This window comes from Arthrobacter sp. 210 2 (genome assembly GCF_059093025.1).
Genome location: NZ_JBNHIE010000007.1, coordinates 32715 through 56281 on the forward strand (window position 1 = coordinate 32715; position 23567 = coordinate 56281).

The window sequence follows — 23567 nt, forward strand, 5'->3', positions numbered from 1 at the left end:
AGCAACGTTAAGTGAGAGAGCGTCGGTGAGGGTCAGGCGCTTTCGAGGCCCCGGTGGTCCACCGGGCATTCGGCCTGGGCTGTGGGGCTAGCGGGCTGCTCCACGGTGATGCCGTAGAGGGCTTCCAGGGCCGCCACGTATTCGTCCTGCTGGCCGTTGGCCGCCAGCTCGCGGGCGCGGACCGTGGGCACGTGGAGCAGCTGCTTGACCATGCGGCGAAGCGCGAATTCCACTTCCTCGGCAGCGGCGGTGCAGCCGTGCCGGGCCCGGACTTTTTCCATTTCTGCGTCCAGGACGTTCATAGTGTGCCGGCGGAGGGCAACAATCGCCGAATCCACGGAGCGGGCCTCACGTTCCTGCTCAAAGGCCTTCGCGGCGCCGTTGACGATCCCACTTGCTTGCGTCAGCGATTCGGCCTGCTCCTGTGGCGCGGCGAGGCGCACCGATTCCAGGGTGAGGAGTTCGACGCCGTCGAGCTCACCGACGGCGGGATCGAAATCATGTGTCAGTGCCAGGTCAATGGCGATCAGCGGCTGCGGGGAATTGGCGCGCACCTGGGCCAGTTCATCGGCCTCCACCCGGGTATCGGAACCGCTGCACCCGATCATGACGTCCGCGGCAGCAACCGCGGGATACAGTGTTTCGGCGTCGAGGGCGGTACCGCCACGGGTGGCGACGAATCCCTCGGCACGGCCGGAGGACGAAAAGACCGAGATGTCCGTGCAGCCCCGTTCGCGCAGCAGCGCCATGGTTGCACCGGCGTAGGCACCGGTCCCGAACACCACCACTTTTTTGGTGGTCCAGTCCTGGTTCTCGGAAAGGTCTGTTGCCAGGTCCAATGCCACTGACACGATGGACAGGCCACGCGAACCTAGCGCTGTTTGGGCGCCGACGTCCTTGGCGGTCTTGGAGGCGGCCTGGAACAGCCGCACCAGTCCGGAGCTGGCGGTGCCTTCGTGCTGGGCGGTGATCAGTGCCCGCCTGACCTGACCCGCGATTTCCCGTTCACCGACGACGGCGGAGTCCAGTCCGGCGCTGACGGCGAAGAGGTGCTGGCTTACTTCAGGGCCGGTGCGGGTGCTGAAGGAACGGGAGACAAGCGATTCGCTGAGTCCGCTGACATCGCTGATCTGGGCTACAAGGGCCGCGCGGGCGGCCTCGACGTCGTCCGGGTGCGGCGCTTCGCCGTAGATTTCGTAGCGGTTGCAGGTGGCAAGGACAACCGCACCCTTCACTGCCGGTGATCCGGAGAGAGCGGATGTGGCAATACCAGAGGAACCGTTGCTCAACTGGGCAACGGTCTCAAGATCGATGTCGGCGTGTGTAGCCACCAATGAAAAAAGAACCACAACGGATCAATCATAGCTTTTTCGTTCCTCGGTAGAACAACTACCTGCCCCGTCAAGGGCCGGAGGGGCTTGTGATTCCCGCCACGGCGGCCGCGGGGCCCCAACGGGAGACAGTCTGTCGTTATCTTTTGGCGCTGATTTTCGGCACAATCGATGGCATGACTCCTAGCCCTGCCGTCTCCGCTGCCGGCGTACTTGCCGCTGACCATCCACTGCTGGACGGCCGCACCGCGGACTCCCCGCTGATAACGGCCTACCGCGGCGGCAAGCCGTCCCGCCGTCCCGTCTGGTTCATGCGGCAGGCAGGTCGTTCACTGCCCGAATACCTCAAGGTGCGCGAGGGCATCGCCATGCTCGACTCCTGCCTCCGGCCTGAACTGGCATCCGAGATCACGCTGCAGCCGGTCCGCCGCCACGACGTCGATGCGGGGATCTTCTTCTCGGACATCGTCATTCCGCTCAAGCTTGCCGGTGTGGGCGTGGACATCGTCCCGGGCGTGGGCCCTGTCCTCGACAAGCCCGTCCGTACGGCCGCGGACGTCGCGGCGCTGCCCCAGCTGACATGGGAAGCCCTGGAACCCATCCGGGAAGCGGTCCGGCTGACGGTGGCCGAACTGGGCAAGACACCGCTGATCGGGTTCGCCGGCGCCCCCTTCACGCTTGCGGCCTACATGGTTGAAGGCAAGCCTTCCCGCGACCACCTCGGGCCGCGCACCATGATGCACGCCGACCCGGAAACCTGGAACGCCCTGGCCAACTGGGCCGCCGACGCCTCCGGCATGTTCCTCCAGGCGCAGCTGGAAGCCGGCGCGTCCGCCGCGCAGCTGTTCGACTCCTGGGCAGGTTCGCTGGGACTGGCCGATTACACCCGGTTTGTTGCCCCGGCGTCGTCCCGCGCCCTGGACCATGTGCGGCACCTCGGCGCGCCGCTCATCCACTTCGGCACGGGAACTTCCGAGCTCCTCGTTGCCATGCGCGACGTGGGCGTCGACGTGGTGGGCGTGGACTACCGGCTGCCGCTGGATGAAGCGAACCGCCGGCTGGGCGGCACCGTTCCGTTGCAGGGAAACATCGATCCTGCCCTGCTGTCGGCGCCCTGGGACGTCCTTGAAGCGCACGTCCGCGAGGTCATCGCCGCCGGCTCCGCCGCCCCCGGGCACGTCCTCAACCTTGGCCACGGCGTGCCGCCCGAGACGGACCCGGCAGTCCTGACCCGGGTGGTTGAACTCATCCACTCCATCTCCCCGGAGTAACCGGTGGGCAGTGCGCCGCTGGACCCCGGAACCGCGCTGGTGCTGGGCGGCGGTATCTCCGGGCTGCTCTCCGCGCGGGAGCTGGCTGCCGCCGGGTACCGGGTCACCCTCCTGGAGGCCGGCAGCGGGTGGGGCGGCTGCGTGGGCAGCCATGTGGTGGCCGGCCTGACCCTGGACAGCGGTGCCGAGTCCTTTGCCACGCGGTCCAATGCCGTCTCCGGACTTGCCGCTGAACTGGGCCTGGCGGACAGCATTGTGGCTCCAAGGCCCGGCGGGGCATGGGTGCAGCTCCCCGAAGGCCCCCGTGAACTTCCCAAGACCGGGATACTCGGCATCCCGGCCAACCCCTGGGACCCGGAGGTCCGCCGGACCCTTGGCCTCCCGGGTTCCCTGCGTGCTTCCCTGGACCGGTTCCTGCCCGCTTCGGTAGGAAGCGGGCGTGACATAGTCAGCGTCGCCGCCCTCGTCAAGGCCAGGATGGGCGCCCGGGTGCTGGAACGGCTCGTAGCCCCGGTGGTGGGCGGTGTCCATTCTGCCGATCCCGCACTGCTCGACGTCGACATGGTGGCTCCCGGGCTCCGCGCCAGGCTCCGGCAGCACGGCTCCCTCGCCCTCGCCGTCGCCGCCCAGCGGCAAGGCGCCCACGACGCGGCAGGAGTGCCGGGCGCCTTCACCTCCGGCCAACCCGCCAAAGCCGGGTCCGCCGTCGCCGGCCTGACAGGCGGCATGCACACCCTGGTGGATGCGCTGGTTAAGGATCTCCGCGGGCGGGGTGTCACGCTCTTGGCCGACACGTCGGCCGTTTCGGTCGCCCGCTCATCCGAAGGCTGGCGCGTACAGTCCATCGGCGGAACTTTCGACGCCGGTGTGCTGGTGGTGGCGGTGGACGGCCCCACCGCCGTCGACCTGCTGGAAGGGCCGGTCCCCGCGATCGCAGGACAAAAGCCGGCATCAGGACCGGACATAAAGCTTGTCACCCTGGTGCTGGAGAACCCCGGCCTGGACAGCCGCCCCCGCGGCACGGGTGTTCTGGTGGCACCGCAGACTCCCGGGATCGAAGCAAAGGCGCTGACACATGCCACCGGCAAATGGCAGTGGCTGGCAGATGCAGCCGGCCCCGGCCGGCATGTCCTGCGCCTCTCCTATGGCAGGGCGGACGGGGCAGCGGAACCATCCGCCGGGCCGGAGACCGATGACAGCCTCCTGGCCGCCTCCCTGCGCGATGCGGCGGCGCTGCTGGGCGTCGGCATCAGCAGGGAAAGCCTGGTGGATTGGGACGTTGTCCGCTGGCGTGGGTCCCTGCCGTTTGCCGCCGTCGGCCACCGCGCACGGGTGACGGCGATCCGTGAAGCGTGCACCGCGGCCGGCGGCCTGGCCCTGGTGGGCGGCTGGGTGGCGGGCAACGGGCTGGCCGCCGTGGTGTCCGACACTCGGACACAAGTTCGGAACCTGGTCGGCTGAACGTCGTCGCTGGTCAGCGCGCCACCAGCCCAAAACCTGCCTCTCCCGGGCGGCGGTTTGCCCTTTTGCCGGTTTTAAGTTCCCCCGCCGATCTGGTTAGGGTCGGTGACTATGGTTGACAACAGGTCCGAGCTTTCCATGTCCCGGACCGGTATCCATGGGGGAATCCGGCGCGGCTCAGCAGCTGCGGCAATCGGAGCGGTACTGGTTCTAGCCACCGGCGTTTCTGCGTCCCAGGCAGCGGAGGTGACGCCCGACCCTGGTGACCCGGCCGCACCCGTCACGCAGCAGAACAAGATCCTCCCCCTGGAAGCCTCCCTGCAGGGCCAGTCCGTGGCCGCCCGGCAGGATGCCCCCGGGCAGAACCGCGACGGGAAAGATGCCAAGGGCAAGGAATCCGGCGGCAACGGAAACGGAAAGGGAAAGCAGGCCGATCCCGGCAAGGCTCCCAGCCCCAGCCCATCCACAAGTGCCTCTGCGATTGCAGTGCCGCCGGCGCTTCTCCCGGCGGTAACGGCCACCCTGAGTCCCTCAGCAACCGCCGCACCCACCCCCAGCACGGAGCCGTCTGGCGCGCCCACGGCCAGCGCGCCGGGTGCGGGCAAGACTCCCACCACCCCCTCTGCAACATCGGCTCCAGCGCCGTCGCGAACTGCGCCGGCCGCCTCCGCCGCCGCTCCGGCGCCTGCTTCAGCGCCGACTCCGGATGCAGGGGTTTCGGACAGCCCGGAAACCTCCGCGGCCCCCGCAGGCGCACCGGCGGCAAGCCCGGCATCCCAAGAATCCGAGCCCGGCAAACTTGCGGCGCCGGGGGAGGACCAAATCGGGACCGACGCCACGGCAGGACAAGCACCCTTTGCCGGGACGGCTGCAACGGACCGCCAGGCCGCTGCTTCACCCTTGTATTCCTCGCCCTACGCCGCGCCGCAGGCTGCCGGATGGACGCCGTACTCCACGGGCACGCCGGGCAGCACGCCGCGCAGCAAAGCACGGCTTGCTGCACAGCCGGAGCCGCGCAGCGCCATGGTCTGGCTGGGCTCGGGGCTGGTTGGCGTGGCTGGTGCCGCCGGGCTGGTCCTTTTCCGCCTGCGCAACCCCTAGGCCGGCACATGGTCGGTGCCGGCCTGCGTGCACGGTTGTGACCTTGCGCACTTCTACGAGCTGTAGAACTCGTTGGTTTCGACTTGACGCGTACTACAGGGCAAACTTGTAACCATGAGCCACACTTCTGCCGAATCTGTCACTAAAACCGAAGAATCAGCCGAGCAGTTCTTCACTCTTTGGACGGTCTTCAAGCGGTCCGAGGCAGTGGTCCGCAGCGCCAATGCCGCCGCTGACTTCGAGGCCCTGCTGGAACGGCTTGCCGAAGCGGGCGTGACCCACCGCGGCAGCTACGACGTCTCGGCCATGCGCGCCGACGCCGACATTATGGTGTGGCTCCACGGCCCCAAGCCGGAAGCCCTGCAGCAGGCCATCCGCGACATCCGCCGCAGCACCCTTTTCACCGGAACCGAGATCGTCTGGTCTGCCATGGGTGTCCACCGCGAGGCTGAGTTCGCGAAGAACCACACGCCCGCATACTCCCGTGGGGTGGCACCGGCTGAATGGCTGTGCGTCTACCCGTTCGTCCGCTCCTACGAGTGGTACATCCTTCCCGAGGCCGAGCGCGGAAAGATGCTTCGCGACCACGGCCTGCTGGGCCGCGACTTCCCGCAGGTCATCTCCAACACGGTCTCCTCCTTCGCCCTGGGCGACTGGGAGTGGATCCTCGGCCTGGAAGCTCCCGAGCTTGTGGACCTGGTGGACCTGATGCGCCACCTGCGCGCCACGGAAGCACGCAACCACGTCCGCGAGGAAATCCCGTTCTACACCGGACGCCGGATCTCCGCCGAAGAGGTAGCCGAGGTCCTCGCATGAGTCCCCTTGATCCGCAGGGAACCACCGCCGTTAACCCTGTCACCGAGGCCGGCCGGATGGCCCCCAAGGATTACGACGCCGTCCTCCTCGCCTCGTTCGGCGGCCCCGAAGGGCAGGAGGACGTCATCCCGTTCCTCCGCAACGTCACCCGCGGCCGCGGGATCCCGGACGAGCGGCTCGAGGAAGTCTCGCACCATTACCGGGCGAACGGCGGCATCAGCCCCATCAACCAGCAGAACCGCGAGCTCAAGGCGGCGCTCGAAGCCGAACTGGCCGCCCGCGGCATCGAACTTCCGGTGCTGTGGGGCAACCGCAACTGGGCGCCCTACATCCCGCAGACCCTGCAGGACGCGTACGACGCCGGCCACCGCCGGGTGCTGATGATCACCACCAGTGCCTACTCCTGTTACTCCAGCTGCCGCCAGTACCGCGAGGACATCGGCATGGCCCTGACCGAAACCGGCCTGGACGGACGCCTTGAGGTGGACAAGGTCCGCCAGTACTTCGACCACCCCGGCTTCGTGGAGCCGTTCGTGGAAGGTACCGCCGCCGGCCTCGCCGACGTCCGTGCCAAGCTGGCAGAAGCCGGAACCCCGGACGCGCCCATCCAGATCCTCTTCGCCACCCACTCCATCCCCACCCGGGACGCCGACGCAGCGGGCAGGTCCGAGGGCGAACCGCGCGAATTCGAGGAAGGCTCAGCCTATGTGGCCCAGCACCTCGCCACTGCCGCGGCCGTCATCGGCCGGGTCCAGGAAGAATCCGGCCTGACCGCACCCTGGTCACTGGTGTATCAGTCCCGCTCCGGCGCCCCGCACGTGCCGTGGCTTGAGCCTGACATCAACGATGCAATCGAGGAGCTGGCCGGCCAGGGCATCAAGGGCATCGTCATCGTGCCCCTGGGCTTCGTCAGCGACCACATGGAAGTTGTCTGGGACCTGGATACCGAGGCCCTGGAAACCTGCGCCAACCTGGGCCTGGCCGCCACCCGCGTCCCAACCCCCGGAACGCACCGCAAGTTCGTCAACGGCCTGGTGGACCTGATCTCCGAACGCACGGCGGCAAACAACATCAGCGACCGCCCTGCCGTGACGGACCTGGGCCCCTGGTACGACGTCTGCCGGCCCGGGTGCTGCGCAAACTTCCGGGGCGAAAAGCCCACCATCGCCGGGGCGGACACGACGGTGGGCACCGGCCATGACCCCTATCCCGCGGCACCGGCCGGCCGGGACGCAACCCAGGGAGCAGCACAGCAGTGACCGTCCGGATCGGAACGAGGGCCAGCAAGCTGGCCCTGACCCAGACGCAGCAGACCGCGGACCAGCTTGCCGCCGTCGGAGGCTTTCCCGTGGAGCTCGTCCACATCAGGACCGATGGCGACGTCCTCACCGGATCGCTGTCGCAAATGGGCGGCACCGGCGTTTTCGTGGCCGCCCTGCGCGATGCGCTGCTCCGGAACGAGTGTGACGTCGCCGTCCATTCGCTGAAGGACCTGCCCACCGGGGCGGCAGTGGGCCTGAGCCTTGCAGCGACGCCGCGGCGTGTGGATGTCCGTGACGTCCTTTGCGCACGGGACGGGCTGAAGCTCGCCGATCTCCCCGCCGGTGCCACGGTGGGGACGGGTTCGCCCCGCCGCGCCGCCCAGCTCCGCGCGGCCCGGCCCGACCTGGAAATCCTGGACATCCGCGGCAACGTGGACACCCGCCTCGGCAGGGTCCCCGGGCTCCCCGGCAACACCACGGACCAGGTTGTTCCTGGCAAGTCCTGCGACCTTGACGCCGTTGTGCTGGCGGCAGCCGGCCTGGAGCGCATCAACAGGCTGGACGCGGTCAGCGAATACCTCGAGACGGACGTTATGCTCCCCGCCGCCGGACAGGGTTCCCTGGCGATCGAATGCCGCACCGCCGATGCACCTCCGAGGCCCGGTTCAACCGAAGGATCCCGGCGAGTGCTGGCCCAGGCGCTGGCTGCACTCGATGACCCGGACACCCGGCTCGCCGTCACCGCGGAGCGGGCCCTGCTGGCCCGGCTTGAGGCCGGGTGCGCGGCTCCGGTGGGCGCCTACGCCTACCGCAAGGGCAGCATGCTTCACCTGGAAGCCGTGGTGTGTGCCGTGGACGGCACAGCTTCGGTCCGGGACAAGCGCGCAACTGACGGGCTGACCGAAGTGGGGGCCACCCTGCTGGGCATCGAACTGGCCGAAGTCCTCCTTGCCGGCGGGGCCGCCGACATCGCAGACCTGCAGGCTTCCTGACCTGGCCATGGGATCGCCTTCCCGTGCATCCGGTCCGGACCAACCGCTCAGCGGAGCCCGGGTCCTGGTCACGCGCAGCCCCGAACGCTCGCTCTCGCTCGTGGCTGCACTGGAAGAGGCCGGAGCCAGCGCCGTCCTCCTGCCGCTCATCGACTTCGAACGGGCGGCAGACCAGCATTCCCTTGACGTAGCCTGCGATGCCCTGGGCGCCGGCGCCGGCGCCTTCGACTGGCTGGTGGTCACGAGTGCCACCACGGTCCATGTCCTCCTGGACAAGGCAAAGGATCGCGGCGTGGTGCTCAACCAGTGGATCCCTGCCGGCACCCGTATCGCTGCCATCGGTCCGGCGACGCGCGGGCTGCTGGAAGCGAACGGGTTGGTTGTCCACCTGACGCCTTCGGGCGAGCAGTCCGCCGCCGGGTTGCTCGAGGTGTGGCCGGGCGGAGGCAGGGTCCTGCTGCCGCAGGCCGACATCGCTGCACCCCGGCTGGCCGAGGGACTGCTCGCGGCGGGCAGCAACGTTACGGTGGTCACCGCCTACCGGACCGTCGAATACCCGGCGTCAGCGGAGCGCAGGCTCGCCGTCCCGGTGGAAGACGGGGGACCGGGCCAGGCGCCGCCGTCGTACTCGCTGCTGTCACCGGCCGCAGCCGCTGCCGGGATAGCGGACGGAAGCATCCATGCGGTCGTCGCAGCCTCGCCCAGCGCGGTGCGGCGCATCGCTGACCTCACACCGCTGCACCGCTGCCGCCTGGTGGTGATTGGGCGTTCGACGGCGGAGCAGGCGGCCGCGCTTGGCCTGCCGGTGGCCGCGGTGGCGGCTGAGCCCACGCCGGAAGGCCTTGTTGCCGCCGTCGAAGCCGCCCTTGGGCACCAACCTGAAACAACGTGAAGGACAGGACATGACTTTTCCCAGCCAACGCCCCCGCCGCCTCCGCACCACGCCTGCCATGCGCCGGCTGACCGCTGAAACACGCCTGGCGCCGGCCGAGCTCATCCTTCCGGCCTTCATCAGGGAGGGGCTGACCGAACCCAATCCCATCACGTCCATGCCGGGCGTTGTCCAGCACACCACAGACACCCTCAAGCGTGCCGCCGCCGAGGCTGTTGAGCTGGGACTCGGCGGGATCATGCTCTTCGGCATCCCCGAAACCCGCGATGCTGAGGGCTCGGCCTCCCTGGACCCGGAGGGTGTGCTGAACAAGGCCATCCGGGACGTCCGGGCCGAGGTTGGTGATGATCTGGTGATCATGAGCGACGTGTGCCTGGACGAGTTCACGGACCATGGCCACTGCGGCGTGCTCGACGACGACGGGTACGTGGACAACGACCGGACCGTGGAAATCTACGCCCGGATGGCCGTGGCGCAGGCGGATGCCGGAGCGCACATGCTGGGCCCTTCCGGAATGATGGACGGACAGATCGCCGCGATCCGTGCCGCCCTTGACGAAGCCGGCCACACCAACACCTCAGTCATTGCCTATGCCGCGAAGTACGCGTCCGCTTTCTACGGCCCGTTCCGGGAGGCGGTGGATTCGCAGCTGAAGGGTGACCGCCGGACGTACCAGATGGACGCCGGCAACCGCACCGAGGCCCTGCGTGAGGTGGAACTCGACCTGGTGGAGGGCGCCGACATCGTGATGGTGAAGCCGGCCATGAGCTACCTGGACATCGTGGCCGACGTCGCCGCGATGAGCCCCGTGCCGGTAGCCGCCTATCAGATCTCCGGCGAGTACGCCATGATCGAAGCGGCCGCGGCCAACGGCTGGATCGACCGGCGGGCGGCCATCACCGAGTCCGTGCTGGGAATCCGCCGGGCCGGTGCCCACATGGTGCTGACGTACTGGGCGGCCGAACTGGCCGGCTGGCTCAGGGAATCCCGGTGAGTGAGGCCGTTTCCTCCGGGTTCACCACTTCGCCCGGACCCGGTGGGCAGAACCCGACCGCGCCCGTGGGCGATGACCGGATCCTGCTTGGCCTCAATACGTTCGGCGACGTCGGCGAGAAGCCCGACGGCAGCCCGCTCCCGCATGCGCAAGTCCTGCGGCAGCTGCTGGAACAGGCAGAGCTGGCAGACGCCGTCGGACTCCACGCATTTGGCGTGGGGGAGCACCACCGCAAGGACTTCGCGGTGTCCGCCCCGGAAGTCTTCCTGGCGGCGGCAGCCACCCGCACGCAGCAGATCCGGCTCGGCTCCGCGGTCACGGTCCTCAGCTCGGATGATCCCATCCGCGTGTTCCAGCGGTTCTCCACGGTGGACGCCATCTCGAATGGCCGGGCCGAGGTGATGCTGGGCCGCGGGTCCTTCGTTGAATCCTTCCCGCTCTTTGGATTGGACCTGGCCGACTACGAACTCCTGTTCGAGGAGAAGCTGGAACTGTTCAGCAAGGTGCGGTCGCAGAAGCCTGTGCACTGGGAGGGCCGCACCCGGCCGGCCCTGCACGGCCTCAGCGTCTACCCGCCCCTGGAACACCATCTGCTGCCCACCTGGATCGGGGTTGGTGGAACACCCGAATCGGTTCTCCGCTGCGCGCAGTACGGCTATCCGATCATCTTCGCCATCATCGGCGGCCAGCCGCGGGCCTTCCGGCCGCTGGCTGACCTCTACCGCGAAGCCATGTCCAAGTACGGGCACCCGATGCAGCAGATGGCCACGCATTCGCCGGGGCACGTTGCCCCCACCGACGAAGAGGCCAGGGAGGAATTCTTTCCGCATTGGCTGACGCTGCGGAACAGGATTGGAGCCGAACGTGGCTGGGGTCCCGCCGGACGGTCCGAGTTCGACGCGATGTGCGCTCCCGAGGGTGCCCTTTACGTCGGGTCACCGGAGACTGTGGCCCGGAAAATCGTCCTGCTGAAGCAGAACCTTGGAGTGGACCGCTTCGACCTGAAGTACAGCAGTGGGCCGTTGCCGCACGGGGCGATGATGCGGTCCATTGAGCTCCTGGGCACGGCAGTGGCGCCCAAGGTGGCTGAACTGCTCGGCAGCTGACGCGCCGGCTAACTGAGAGAATAGGAACCATGACTTCCAGCAATCCTCGCAACGAGGCACTCTTCGACCGCGCCCGCCAGCTGATGCCGGGCGGCGTCAACTCACCGGTCCGCGCCTTCGGATCCGTCGGCGGGACCCCGCGCTTCATGGTCGCCGCCAAAGGGCCGTACCTGACGGACGCCGACGGCAAGGAATACGTGGACCTGGTGTGCTCCTGGGGCCCCGCCCTGCTGGGCCACGCGCACCCGGCCGTGCTGGATGCCGTTCACGCCGCCGTGGACCGCGGGCTGTCCTTCGGCGCATCCACCCCGGATGAGGCCAACCTGGCCGCCATTGTCCAGGAACGCGTGCCCGCCGTCGAACGCCTCCGCATGGTGTCCACCGGCACCGAAGCCACCATGACCGCCGTCCGCCTTGCCCGCGGCGTCACCGGCCGCAACCTGATCGTCAAATTCGCCGGCTGCTACCACGGGCACCTTGACAGCCTTTTGGCATCGGCGGGGTCGGGCGTGGCAACGCTCGCGCTTCCCGGCTCGGCCGGTGTCACCGAAGCCACCACGGCCGAGACCCTGGTGCTGCCGTACAACGACCTCGCGGCGGTCAAGGAAGCCTTTGCCACCCACGGGCAGAACATCGCGGCCGTCATCACCGAGGCCGCCCCGGCCAACATGGGCGTGGTCACTCCTGAGGAAGGCTTCAACCTGGGGCTGTCGCGCATCACCCGCGAGCACGGCGCGCTGCTCATCGTGGACGAGGTCCTGACCGGCTTCCGCACCGGCTACTCCGGATATTGGGGCCTCACCGGCGGAGCGCCGGACGCCGCCGAACCCTGGACCCCGGACCTGCTCACCTTCGGCAAGGTCATCGGCGGCGGAATGCCGACGGCGGCCCTCGGCGGGCGTGCCGACGTCATGGACCACCTGGCGCCCACCGGTCCGGTCTACCAGGCCGGCACCCTGTCGGGTAACCCTGTGGCGATGGCGGCGGGTGTGGCCACCCTGACCCACGCCACCCGGGACGTGTACTCGTTCATCGACGTCCGCTCCCTGGAGCTCTCCTCAGCCGTGTCCACCGCCCTTGACGCAGCAGGGGTGGACCACTCCATCCAGTTCGCCGGGAACCTGTTCTCCGTGGCCTTCGGTACGTCGGTCCACGGCGTCCACAATTACGCCGACGCCCAGGCCCAGGAGACCTTCCGCTACGCACCGTTCTTCCACTCGATGCTGGAATCGGGCGTCTACCTGCCGCCGTCGGTCTTCGAAGCCTGGTTCCTCTCGGCAGCGCACGACGACGCCGCCATGAACCGGATCTACGACGCCCTTCCGGCAGCAGCAAAGGCCGCGGCGGCCGCCCAGGGCTAGTCCCGCCGCCGGCCCCTTAACTCCCCGCGAGATGGCACTTCACGGCAATCCCGGCGCGTGGAACTGCCGTTAAGTGCCATCTCGGCGCGGACAAAAAATCCCCGGTTGCGGCGCAACCGGGGATTTCTTTTGTGCTGCAGGCGTTACAGGACGTCCGAGAGGAAGCCCTTGAGCCGGTCCGTGCGGGGCGCGGTGAAGAGCTGTTCCGGAGGCCCGGACTCCACCACAACACCGGCATCCATGAACGTCACGATGTCCGACACGTTGCGGGAGAAGCCCATCTCGTGGGTGACCACCACCATGGTCATGCCGCCCTTCGCAAGGTCCGTCATCAGCGCCAGGACACCCTTCACCAGCTCAGGGTCCAGGGCCGAGGTGGCCTCGTCGAAGAACATGACTTCCGGCTTCATGGCCAGCGCACGGGCAATCGCGACGCGCTGCTGCTGGCCGCCGGAGAGGTTGGCCGGGCGGGCGTCAGCCTTGTGCTTCAGGCCCACCAGGTCCAGCTGCTCAAGGGCTTCGGCGCGCGCCTGGTCCGTGGGCAGTTTCCGGAGCTTGCGGAGCGCCAGCGAAACGTTCTCCACCACGGTCTTGTGCGGGAACAGGTTGAACTGCTGGAACACCATGCCGATCCGCTGCCGGAGTTCGTCCGGGTTGTCCTTCAGGACCGAACGGCCATCCAGAAGGATGTCGCCCTGGTCCGGTTCGATCAGCCGGTTCATGACCCGCAGCAGCGTTGATTTGCCGGACCCGGAGGGGCCGATCACCGACGCCGTGGTGCCCTTCTCCACGTGCAGGTCAATGCCGCGGAGAACATGGTTGTGGCCGAACGAGAGGTGCAGGTTCTTGCCGGTCAGGGTTCCGGAAGCGAATTCCGTCATGCCTGTGCCCCCTTGCCGATAGTTGCTGCCAGCTCATCCGGTTCCTTCTTCTCCGGTTTGCCGGTACGCAGCCGGTGGTCGATGAAGTTCACGAAGTGAGTGAGCGGGACGGTCAGGATCAGGTACAGCACACCGGCCGCAACCAGCGGTGAAAGGTTTCCCGTGTTGGCCATGGCGTCGTTTCCGATCCGGAAGATTTCCCGGTCGGAGGCGGCCAGGCCCAGCATGAATACCAGCGAGGAATCCTTCAGCAGCGAGATGAACTGGTTCACCAGGGCCGGAAGGACCCGGCGGATGCCCTGCGGCACCACCACCAGCCGCATGGAGCTGCCGTAGCTGAATCCGAGCGCCCTGGAGGCCTCCAACTGTCCCTTTTCAACACTCTGGATGCCGGACCGGAAGATCTCGCCGATGTAGGCGGCTGCGATCAGGGTCAGGGCCAGGATGCCCAGCGGATAAGGGTTCCGCGAACCCGTGATCTCACGGGCGATCGGGCTCAGTCCGATGCCGATCACCAGGATGACGAGGATGGCCGGGAGGCCGCGGAAAATATCGGTGTAGATACGTGCCACCCACCGGGCTCCCGCGTTGCGGGAGATCCCCATCATGGCCAGCAGCAGCCCCAGCAGGGAACCGAGAACGCCGGAGGCCACAGCCAGAATCAGGGTGTTGGGCAGACCCACCATGAGCAGGGCGGGAATGACTTTCGCCATTTCCTCCCAGTTGAAGAAGGTGTCAGCAAGCTGGTCCAGGAGATCCATAAACGTCCCGGCTCAATCAGCTCTGGGGAACCGTGGCGGCCTTGCTGCCCGGCTTCCAGTCAGTCGGCATTTCGCGGTCCGGGTACCACTCCTTGGTCAGCTTGGACCAGGTCCCGTCTTCAACAACGGCGTCAAGGCCGGAGTTCAGCGCATCAATCAGGGGCTGGTTGTCCTTGGCCACAGCATAGGCAGTGAAGTTCTCGGTATTGATCTTGGACTCGACGATAGCGGTGCCGTCGCCTTCCTTGACCTGGCCCTCAGCCTGCTGGGAAGGTGCCACCCAGGCGTCGACCTGGCCGTTGCGGACGTTGGCGTACACGGTGGCGTAATCCGGGAAGCGGATCGGTTCCATGTTCAGCGTGTTGGTGACGTAGTCGTCCTGGACCGTGCCCTGGACAACGCCGATGCGCAGATCCTCGGTCAGGTCGTCAAAACTCTTGACGTCGCCGTCGGTCTTGGCCACAACGGCCATGAAGCCGAAGTCGTAGCCGTTGGTGAAGCCGACATTCTGGCGGCGGGCTTCCGTGGTGGAGATGGAGGAGGACCCGACGTCAAACTGCCGGGTGGAAACCTGGGAGAGCAGGGCCGAGAAGTCGGTGGCAACGAATTCGACCTCGAGGCCGAGCTTGCCGGCAATAGCGCGCAGCAGTTCGTTGTCGTAGCCCGTGAACTTGCCGGAGGGATCAATGAAGATGTTGGGGGGTGCATCCGAGAGGGTGCCCACCTCGAGCTTGCCTTCGGTGTTGAGGCCGAGCTTGGTCTTGTCGATCTGGTCGATCGGGGTGACGTCGTCAGTGGTGTACTTGTCCAGCGTCTGCTGGTCGCTGCCGGCGAGGGCGTCAGTCGGGGTACCGCTGGGCTGCGAGGATCCTGAGCCGCAGGCTGCCAGGGAAACAGCGAGGGCGAGTGCAACGGGCGCGGTAGTGAGCCACTTCATCGCTTTGATTTTCATCAGGTTGTCACTTTCATTGAGTCATAAGTCAACCGGGCCGCAAGGCTGCGCTGGTGGCGCCTGGCACCTGCCCGGTGCTGGTCAAGCACGTCCAGGGCAGGGGTGACCGCAAAACTTTATTCTCTCACTTCCCCGCTTCAGTGCGGTGAGTTGAATAAGGAAGAGTTACACTCCGTGATGGCCGAAGAATGTTCGGCTGCCGCACGATAGTAGCGCGGTGAACACCGAATTCAGGCGCAGGGAGCGAATAGCCGACGCCACGAGGGTGTACCTGCGGGGCAGCGCGGGCATGTGACTTGCCTCGCACCACGGGCGGTGGGCCGCCTAGAAGCCGCCGATGCTGGCGTCCTGGGGAGGGAGGACCGGCCAGTCACCTTCGATCACTGCGGCCGGCTTGGTCTTGCGGAGGTAGCCCTGAAAGTCTGCTGCCTGGCTGACGGCCCAGTCCACCTGCAATTGGTGAAGCTGGCTGGCGGGCATCATCAGCTTGGGAAACTTGCCCGCCATGGCGTCCAGGACCTTCAGCGTGGCCAGGGCATCAGCCGCCGAGGTGTGCGCGTTGTCCAGGACTACCCCGTACTCCTCGCACAGCGCCGTCAGGGTCCGCTTGCCCTTGCGGTAGCGGTCAACCTGCTTATTCATGATGTACGGGTCCAGGACGGGGAACCGGGTGAGCTGGGGCACACCATACCGGGCGGACTCCGCGGCCAGCACCGTGAAGTCGTAGCTGGCGTTGAAGGCGATGACCGGGACGCCGGCGTCGAAAAGATCCTGCAGGACAGCTGCCAGTTCCCTGGTGACCTCCTGGGCAGGCCGCCCGTCCCGCCGGGCCTGTTCGGTGGTGATCCCGTGCACGTCGCTGGCCTCGGTGGGTATCTCGACGCCCGGGTCCGCCAGCCACTCATGCTCGTCGATGACGTCTCCCTTGTGGTCCACAACAGTCACCGAGGCCGTGACAATCCGCGCGGCACGCGAATTGCGTCCGGTGGTTTCGAGGTCGAAAGCTGCTCGGGGGAGGGTGTTCCAGGTGCTCATGTTTCAACGCTAACGGGCACCTCCGACAATTCCCGGGAGCGCCACTGCGGCTAGATTGGATCAATGCGGATTGAGTACGTGGAGGCGGTGCTGGCGGTAGTGGAGCTGGTACCGCCGGGGTCCGCTGTCTCGTACGGGGATGTCTCCGAACTGCTCGGCTCGGGTGGACCCCGCCAGGTGGGCTCGGTCATGAGCCATTACGGAAGCGGCGTTCCCTGGTGGCGGGTCCTCAAAGCGAGCGGACATCCCCCCGAAGGGCACGAGTCCGAAGCCCTGCGGCATTACCTTGAAGAAGGAACCCCGCTTGCCGGTGCCCACGAATCGTTCCTGCGTACCGGGGAAGGCCGCTGGCGGGTGGATCTTCCGGCCGCCCGGTGGACGCCAACCGACCCGGAGTTTGACCGAATGGACGCCATTGCCGAACAACTGGAGCGGCGGCTTCATCGATTGTCAGTGGCTGATGATGGAATGTCCGTGTGACAGTAACTCTTCCCTTCACGGAACCACGCGACGAGCAACGGCAAAGCCTGGAGTCCGGCCACGCCGTGGCTTCGGACACCGCCAACGCCGTCCAGGACCGGGCCCCTTCGGCGGCCTCCCTGCGCCTGCTGCCGCCGCGCCACCTGCACGCCGCGGCGCCGTCACTGACGTCCGATCAGCAGGCGGCAGTTGATGTTCCCCAGGGGGCCGGGCCCGTGCTGGTCCCCGGGGCGCCGGGGACGGGCAAGACCACGGTCCTGATCGAGGCTGCCGTCAAGCGCGTCCTGCGGGACGGCGTCGATCCCGAACGGATGCTGATTCTGGCGCCGAGCCGTCTGGCGGCGGATTTCCTGCGGGACCGTTTCACAGCCCGGCTGGACAGGAGCCTCAGCACCACGCCGGCGCGGACCTGGGCCTCGTACGCCTTTGACGTGATTCGGCGCGCCAAGGCCGAGGGCGCCATTCCGCTGTCCAGGCCGCCGCGCCTCCTGTCCGGCCCCGAGCAGGACCTCATCATTAAGGAACTCCTGGAAGGCCACCGCCTGCCCGGACTCGAACTGCCCTGGCCCCGCGACCTGGACGGCGCGCTGGAAACCCGGGGGTTCCGCCACGAGGTGCGGCAACTTTTCGACCGGATCATTGAGTCCGGGCGGACTGCGGGGGACCTGGAGCAGCTCGGCCGGGAGTGCGGCAGGCCTGACTGGGTTGCCGCCGCTGCCCTCTACAGCGAGTACCGGGACGTCCTGGACCTGCGGATGCCGGAGGCGTTCGATCCCGCCGGCATCATCACCGCGGCTCGCCAGATCTTCCAGGATGTTCCTGAATTCCTGGCTGCAGAACGCGCACGGCTGCAACTGATCCTGGTGGATGACATCCAGGAGGCAAACCCGGCAGTATTCGAGCTGCTGGCAGATATCGCCGGGGGGCGGGACTGCTTCGTGGCGTTCTCACCTGACACCGTGGTTCAGGGCTTTCGCGGGGCGCGGCCGGACCTGGTGGCTGAACTGCCCCGGCTGCTGTCACCGGAGGCTCTGGTCCTGGAGCGCCCGCTGTCGCATTCCCACCGGCTGGCTCCCGCCTTGGCCGATGCGTGGCTCGACGTTGCCGGGCGGATCTCTCAGCGGGCCGGCGGCCAGTTGGCGCGGCGGCTCCACCATCCGGAGGGAAACGTGCCGCAAGGGTCGGTTGAGGCGCACCTGGTTCCGTCGGCCGTGCACGAGCTGCGCTACGTGGCCCAGCGGATCCTCGACCAGCACATCAACCACGGCCGTGATTTGACGGACATGGCGGTGATTGTGCGCAACGGCGGGCAGGTCAGCGAGCTGCAGCGCTACCTATCCGGGCAGGGGATCCCGGTAAGGGTGCCGGTGGCGGAATCCGCCGTACGGGACGAGGTTGCCGTACGCCCGCTCCTGGACGCATTTGCGGTTGCCCTCGACTCCACGCTCTTGACTCCAGAGGCCGCGGTATCCCTCCTCACGTCACGGATCGGTGGTGCCACCTCGATTGAACTGCGCCGCCTCAGGCAGTCGCTGCGCCGGGAAGAGCTTTTGGGCGGCGGCGGGCGCGCCAGCGATTCGCTCCTCGTCGAAGCGCTTCTGCAGCCCGGTGCGCTCGCCACGCTCGGCATCGAGGGACGCGCCGCCCGCCGCACAGCCCGGATGATCCAGGCCGGCCGGGAAGCAGCATGCCAGCCAGGCGCCAACGCCGAGTCTGTGCTCTGGGCGCTGTGGAGCGCCACCGGTCTCGCCGCCGCCTGGACGGAAACCGCACTGACCGGCGGCCCGCACGGTGCCAGGGCTGACCGCGACCTCGACGCGATGATGGCACTGTTCCACACCGCGGAGCGTTACGTGGACCAAATGCCGGGCGCCGGGCCTGAGCAGTTCCTGGAGTACCTGTTGAACCAGGAACTGCCCATGGATACCCTTGCGGCGCGGGCCCAGGTTGACGATGCCGTGGAGCTGATGACCCCCGCCAGCGCAGCTGGACGGGAGTGGCCTGTGGTCATTGTCGCCTGCCTCCAGGAGGGAGTATGGCCCAACACCCGGCTTCGCGGTGAGCTCCTGGGCAGCACCCTCTACGCCGACGCCGTGGAGCATGGTGTCCAGTACGCGCTGCAACGCGATCCCCTGAGCCGGCTGCGCGACATCCGCTACGACGAACTCCGGAGCTTTTCCACCGCGGTGTCACGGTCCCGGGAGCTGCTGATCTGCACCGCCGTCTCATCCGAGGACGACCAGCCGTCGTCGTTCCTTGATTACGTCGCCCCCTTGGAACGGGACCAGGAAAGCAGGGGTTTTACTACGGTGGAACGCCCCATGACGCTGCGGGCCCTCGTTGCCGAACTCCGCCAACATGCACAATTGGACGGAAGCGGGGCGGCACAGGCCCATGAAGCGGCGAGGGTGCTTGCCCATCTCGCGGCCGCCGAGCCGCCGGTTCCCGGTGCCCACCCTGCCAGCTGGTGGGGGCTTGCCCCGCTCACGTCCGACGCACCCGTGGTGCCGCCCGGCGGAATTGTGTCCGTGTCGCCGTCGAAGGTCGAAACCGTGCAAAAGTCGCCGCTGGACTGGTTTGTGCAGGCAGCAGGCGGCGAAGCGGCGACGGACTTTGCCCGCAGTTTGGGAACACTGGTCCATGCCATCGCCCAGGAGATGCCGGATGCGTCCGGCACGGAGTACGTTGCGGAACTGGTCCGCCGCTGGCCCACCTTGGGCATGAAGGACAACTGGGAGGGCAGGCTTGATTTCCAGCGCGCCGAATCGATGGTGCGCAAGCTCGCGCAGTACCTTGTGGTGATGAGGAGCGAGGGACGCAGCCTCGTGGGAGTGGAACAGGATTTCGAGGTGCCCCTCGGCGAAGTGACGGTGGAGGATGGCCTGCCGCGGGAAGCCATCCTCCGCGGCCAGGTGGACCGCCTGGAGATCGACGGCGAAGGCAGGCTGGTCATCGTGGACCTCAAGACAGGAAAACGGCAGCCGGGCAAAAGTGAGCTGTCCAGGCACCCCCAGCTTGGCGCGTACCAGGCGGCAGTCCTGGCGGGCGGCTTCACGGGCAGCGGAAACAGCCAGGATGCCGGCCTTCCCGGCGGAGCAGTGCTGGCCCAGCTCGGAACAGGCGCGAAAAGCCCGGCAATCCAGCAGCAGGACGCACTTGATCCCCAGGAAAACTGGGCCCTGGACATGGTGAAGGATGCAGCACAAGTGATGGGTGGCAGCGGGTTTGAAGCACGGCATGATCCGGCGAAGGGAAGCCATGGCGGCCATGGCTGCAAACTTCCCGAAGTGTGCCCGTTGTGTGCGCGTGGAAGGCAAGTGACTGAATGAGCCAGGACCTCCAGGTGCTTCAAGACCTCGAATTACCACCCGCTGCAGCGCTTCCCGGCGGGCCCTTACAGTCGCCGCAGGTACGGTTCAGCCCCGAGGAGCTGTCCGGGCTGCTCGGCGAAAAGAACGTGCCCACCCCCGAACAGTCCGGCATCATCTCCTCACCGCTGTCGCCGCGGCTGGTCATTGCCGGGGCCGGGTCGGGAAAGACCGCCACCATGGCGGACCGGGTGGTCTGGCTCGTCGCCAACGGCTGGGTACGGCCCGAAGAAGTCCTCGGGGTGACCTTCACGCGGAAGGCGGCCGGCGAACTCGCGTCCAGGATCCGGGCAAAGCTGGTGGCCCTGCAGCGGCTGGTTTCCGCGGACACCGCAAACAAGGTTTTCCCGAAGGGCCTGCTCAGCAGCGACGCGCTGGAACCGAAGGTGACCACATACCACTCATTCGCCAGCGGCATCGTGTCCGACTACGGGCTGCGCCTGGGGGTGGAACGTGATGTTGTCCTCCTCGGCGGCGCGCAGGCGTGGCAGCTCGCCAGCGAGGTGGTGGAAGCATACGACGGCGAGTACGCACACTTCCGTGCCGCCAAGTCCACCCTGGTGAAGGCTGTCATCCAGCTTGCCGGCGAATGTGCCGAGCACCTCCAGGAGCCGGAGGACGTCGAAGCCTGGCTGATGGCACGGCTCTCGGACTTTGAAGCGCTGCCCTACCTGGCTGACAAGAAGAAGAACCCTCCGCAGGCAGCGGCCGAGCTCGCCGGCATGCTCCGGACCAGGGCCAGCGTGGCGGACATGGTCGGCAGGTATGCGGCGGCCAAGCGGGCCCGCGGCGCGCTTGATTTTGGTGACCTGGTGGCACTTGCAGCCAAAGTCTCCCGGGACGTTCCACTGGCTGCCCAGATGGAGAGGCAGCGCTACAAGGTGGTGCTGCTCGATGAGTTCCAGGACACGTCCCACGCCCAGCTGGTCCTGTTCTCGCGCCTGTTCGGCGGCGGACATGCAGTCACGGCCGTCGGCGACCCCAATCAGTCCATCTACGGCTTCCGCGGGGCCTCAGCCGGTCAGCTGTTCCACTTCGTCCGCGAATTCCCGGTCCGCAACGGGCCGGCGGCAGAGCCCGGAAGCTGGGCACCTGCGCCCACGTCCTACCTGACCACCGCCTGGCGGAACGGACGGTCAATCCTGGCGGCGGCCAACGTCATGTCGGATTCGCTCAGTAAGGCCGAGGCCCACCGGGGACCGGCAGGTGGCGGGGGAGCTGCCCGCGCGAAGGTGCCGCCGCTGCAACCCAGCCCGCATGCCGTCCAGGGCGCCGTTGTCCTCGGCCGCTTCGGCAGCGATGCCGAGGAAGCCTCCGCTCTCGCGGACGATGTCCTGAAGTATCAGGTGACGGACTTCGAGCTGAAGCCCGACGGCTCTCCGGTGCCGCCGGCCATCGCCGTCCTGTGCCGCCGGCGGGCACAGATGGAAACCATACGTCGCCAGTTTGAGGCACGCGGCATCGCCTACGAGATCGTGGGCCTGGGCGGCCTCCTGGATACCCCGGAAGTGGTTGACCTCGTTGCCACCCTCCGTGTCCTGGCCGACCCCGGGCGCTCGGACGCGCTCATGCGGCTGCTGGCGGGGGCCAGGTGGCGGATAGGACCCGCTGACCTGATGGCGTTGCGGGACTGGTCCAGCCAGCTGGCACGCAGGCGCGGACATGCCCCGGACAGATCCGGTGACGGGGAGACCGCCGCCGAGCCGGCGGAAGCGGATGCGACGGTCCTCGAGGGAGACCTCACTGACGGCGCGAGCCTGGTGGAGGCGTTGGACTGGCTGCCCCGGGAGGAATGGACATCCTCCAGCGGCAGGTCCCTCAGCGCCGAAGCCCGCAGTCGGCTGCTCCGGCTTTCGGCAGAGTTGCGGCACTTGCGTGGCTACCTAGGGGATGACCTCACAACCCTCCTGGGGGAAGTGGAAAGGGCCATGCTCCTGGATATCGAGGTCGCAGCCCGTCCCGGCGTCAGCATCCACCAGGCCCGCCGCAACCTTGACGCCTTCCAGGACGCCGCGGCGGGGTTCCTTCGGACGTCACAACGAGTGGACATCCTCGCCTTCCTGGCGTGGCTGGAAGCCGCCGCGACGGAAGAGAACGGCCTTGAGGCGCCTCCCAGCGACGTGAACAGGGAAGCGGTCCAACTCCTTACCGTCCATGCGTCCAAGGGCCTGGAATGGGATGTCGTCTTTGTCCCGGGATTGAACGCCGGCGCGTTTCCCACGGACAAGGACTCCCGCTGGAGCAGCGGGGCGGCGGCATTGCCGTGGCCACTGCGCGGAGACCGTGCGGACCTGCCGCAGTGGGATCTGGACCAGCCTGACCAAAAAGGCTGGCTGGACGCCGAGAAAGACTTCAAAGCAGCCGTCCAGGCCCACGGGGAATCCGAGGAGCGCCGGCTCGCCTACGTGGCCTACACCAGGGCAAAACATGTCCTGTGGGTGTCCAGCGCGGCGTGGGTGGGTTCCCGGGCGGGACGCGCGGAGATGTCGCCGTTCCTTACCGAACTGGAAGCGCTTCTCAGCACCGATGGCGTATCGCCTGCCCGGGCCACAATCCATCCCCGGTCACTGGAAGAAGCCCAGTTGCCGGAGAACAGCCCGCTCACCGCCGAAACGGAGGTCGCCGGCTGGCCATATGATCCGCTGGAGGGTCCGGTGGACCCCCGGACAGGGGAACGGCTCCGCCTTGCCCGCGGGCGCAGGAACACCATGGAAATGGCCGCTGCCCGCGTGCTTGCCGCCCTCGAGTCCGCTACCGGTGATCTGCACCCCGCGTTCCCGGCAGCAGGACGCAAACCTGTGCCTGGCGACGCCACGGGGTTGACGGGAACCGCGGCCGGATGGGCCCGGGAAGCGGCCCTGCTGCTGGAACGGCGGGCCCGGAGGTCCAACGGCCAGGACGTCCACCTGCCCAGCCACATTTCCGCTTCAACCCTGGTGGACCTGGGCCAGGACCCGGCAGAGGTCCTTGCCCGGCTCCGCCGGCCCGTCCCGCGGGAACCTGGAATGTCAGCGCGGAAGGGAACCGCATTCCACGCCTGGGTGGAGGAATACTTCGGTACAGCCGGCATGCTCGACCTCGGGGAAGCCCCCGGCTCGGACGACCACATCGACGCCGCCTACGACCTCGATTCCATGGTTGCCACTTTCCGGGCATCACCATGGGCTGAGCGGTCGCCGGCCTTCGTTGAGGTGCCGGTGGAGACCCGGGTTGGGGAAGTGGTGGTCCGCGGACGCATCGATGCTGTCTTCCAGGACGCTGACGGCCGCTGGGACCTGGTGGACTGGAAGACCGGGCGGCGGCCCTCCGGTGCCCAGCTGAGGGCCCGGTCGGTGCAGCTCGCCGTGTACCGGCTGGCCTGGGCACGGTTGAAGAACGTTCCCCTGGACGATGTGCGGGCCGCCTTCTTCTACGTTGCGGACAACGAGGTTGTGCGGCCCCATGACCTTGGGACGGCGGCGCAGCTGGAGGAAATTGTCGCGGCCGCGCTTCGCTCGCCGTGA

18 protein-coding genes are annotated in these 23567 nt (G+C 67.5%); 13 read left to right on the forward strand and 5 right to left on the reverse strand.

Annotated features, from left to right (window positions below; translation table 11 throughout):
• Positions 1 to 32: 32 nt before the first annotated feature.
• Positions 33 to 1349 (reverse strand): glutamyl-tRNA reductase, encoded by a 1317-nt coding sequence (locus tag AC5RWA_RS14055; protein WP_079597301.1) that lies wholly within the window; start codon positions 1347 to 1349, stop codon positions 33 to 35.
• A 158-nt stretch (positions 1350 to 1507) separates the two neighbouring features.
• Here AC5RWA_RS14055 and hemE point away from each other — a divergent pair, with 158 nt between their 5' ends.
• The 10 genes from hemE (at position 1508) to hemL (ending at position 12587) form a co-directional block, all read left to right on the forward strand.
• Complete coding sequence (gene hemE, locus AC5RWA_RS14060; protein ID WP_115525291.1) at positions 1508 to 2602, forward strand: uroporphyrinogen decarboxylase; 1095 nt, start codon at positions 1508 to 1510, stop codon at positions 2600 to 2602.
• A gap of 3 nt (positions 2603 to 2605) precedes the next feature.
• The gene (gene hemG, locus AC5RWA_RS14065; protein ID WP_494058049.1) at positions 2606 to 4063 is read left to right on the forward strand and encodes a protoporphyrinogen oxidase; all 1458 of its coding nucleotides are present in this window, start codon (positions 2606 to 2608) and stop codon (positions 4061 to 4063) included.
• 111 nt (positions 4064 to 4174) lie between these two features.
• Entirely contained in the window at positions 4175 to 5164 is a 990-nt protein-coding gene (locus AC5RWA_RS14070; protein WP_494058050.1) for a hypothetical protein, read from the forward strand.
• Between the two features lie 114 nt (positions 5165 to 5278).
• Positions 5279 to 5980: a hydrogen peroxide-dependent heme synthase gene (hemQ, locus tag AC5RWA_RS14075; protein ID WP_079597298.1), complete on the forward strand. Its 702-nt coding sequence runs from the start codon at positions 5279 to 5281 to the stop codon at positions 5978 to 5980.
• Entirely contained in the window at positions 5977 to 7239 is a 1263-nt protein-coding gene (locus AC5RWA_RS14080) for a ferrochelatase (RefSeq protein WP_275725342.1), read from the forward strand. Before hemQ ends, AC5RWA_RS14080 begins: the two co-directional genes overlap by 4 nt.
• Positions 7236 to 8234 carry a hydroxymethylbilane synthase gene (gene hemC, locus AC5RWA_RS14085; RefSeq protein ID WP_079597296.1) on the forward strand — a complete coding sequence of 333 codons (999 nt, stop codon included), beginning with the start codon at positions 7236 to 7238 and terminating at the stop codon, positions 8232 to 8234. The genes AC5RWA_RS14080 and hemC overlap by 4 nt, the downstream gene beginning before the upstream one ends.
• 7 nt (positions 8235 to 8241) lie before the next feature.
• Entirely contained in the window at positions 8242 to 9126 is an 885-nt protein-coding gene (locus AC5RWA_RS14090) for a uroporphyrinogen-III synthase (protein WP_494058051.1), read from the forward strand.
• Positions 9127 to 9136: 10 nt separating this feature from the next.
• On the forward strand, positions 9137 to 10120 hold the full coding sequence (gene hemB, locus AC5RWA_RS14095; protein ID WP_494058052.1) for a porphobilinogen synthase: 984 nt from the start codon (positions 9137 to 9139) through the stop codon (positions 10118 to 10120).
• Positions 10117 to 11226 carry an LLM class flavin-dependent oxidoreductase gene (locus AC5RWA_RS14100; protein WP_494058053.1) on the forward strand — a complete coding sequence of 370 codons (1110 nt, stop codon included), beginning with the start codon at positions 10117 to 10119 and terminating at the stop codon, positions 11224 to 11226. The genes hemB and AC5RWA_RS14100 overlap by 4 nt, the downstream gene beginning before the upstream one ends.
• 29 nt (positions 11227 to 11255) lie before the next feature.
• The gene (gene hemL / locus AC5RWA_RS14105; protein WP_494058054.1) at positions 11256 to 12587 is read left to right on the forward strand and encodes a glutamate-1-semialdehyde 2,1-aminomutase; all 1332 of its coding nucleotides are present in this window, start codon (positions 11256 to 11258) and stop codon (positions 12585 to 12587) included.
• Positions 12588 to 12730: 143 nt separating this feature from the next.
• Here hemL and AC5RWA_RS14110 read toward each other — a convergent pair whose 3' ends face one another.
• From AC5RWA_RS14110 to AC5RWA_RS14125, 4 genes are all read right to left on the reverse strand, one after another.
• Positions 12731 to 13468, reverse strand: a complete 738-nt coding sequence (locus AC5RWA_RS14110) for an amino acid ABC transporter ATP-binding protein (protein WP_494058055.1) — start codon at positions 13466 to 13468, stop codon at positions 12731 to 12733.
• Positions 13465 to 14229 carry an amino acid ABC transporter permease gene (locus AC5RWA_RS14115; protein WP_494058056.1) on the reverse strand — a complete coding sequence of 255 codons (765 nt, stop codon included), beginning with the start codon at positions 14227 to 14229 and terminating at the stop codon, positions 13465 to 13467. Before AC5RWA_RS14115 ends, AC5RWA_RS14110 begins: the two co-directional genes overlap by 4 nt.
• A 16-nt stretch (positions 14230 to 14245) precedes the next feature.
• Positions 14246 to 15181, reverse strand: a complete 936-nt coding sequence (locus AC5RWA_RS14120; RefSeq protein ID WP_050054486.1) for a substrate-binding periplasmic protein — start codon at positions 15179 to 15181, stop codon at positions 14246 to 14248.
• A gap of 324 nt (positions 15182 to 15505) precedes the next feature.
• Positions 15506 to 16216, reverse strand: coding sequence for a 3'-5' exonuclease (locus tag AC5RWA_RS14125; RefSeq protein ID WP_494058057.1), 711 nt, complete (start codon positions 16214 to 16216; stop codon positions 15506 to 15508).
• Positions 16217 to 16279: 63 nt separating this feature from the next.
• Between AC5RWA_RS14125 and AC5RWA_RS14130 the strand changes: the two genes are divergently transcribed.
• The 3 genes from AC5RWA_RS14130 (at position 16280) to AC5RWA_RS14140 (ending at position 23567) form a co-directional block, all read left to right on the forward strand.
• Positions 16280 to 16696, forward strand: a complete 417-nt coding sequence (locus tag AC5RWA_RS14130; RefSeq protein WP_494058058.1) for an MGMT family protein — start codon at positions 16280 to 16282, stop codon at positions 16694 to 16696.
• A gap of 65 nt (positions 16697 to 16761) precedes the next feature.
• On the forward strand, positions 16762 to 20025 hold the full coding sequence (locus AC5RWA_RS14135; protein ID WP_494058151.1) for an ATP-dependent helicase: 3264 nt from the start codon (positions 16762 to 16764) through the stop codon (positions 20023 to 20025).
• A complete protein-coding gene (locus AC5RWA_RS14140; RefSeq protein ID WP_494058059.1) occupies positions 20022 to 23567 on the forward strand; it encodes an ATP-dependent helicase in 3546 nt (1181 codons plus the stop codon). The genes AC5RWA_RS14135 and AC5RWA_RS14140 overlap by 4 nt, the downstream gene beginning before the upstream one ends.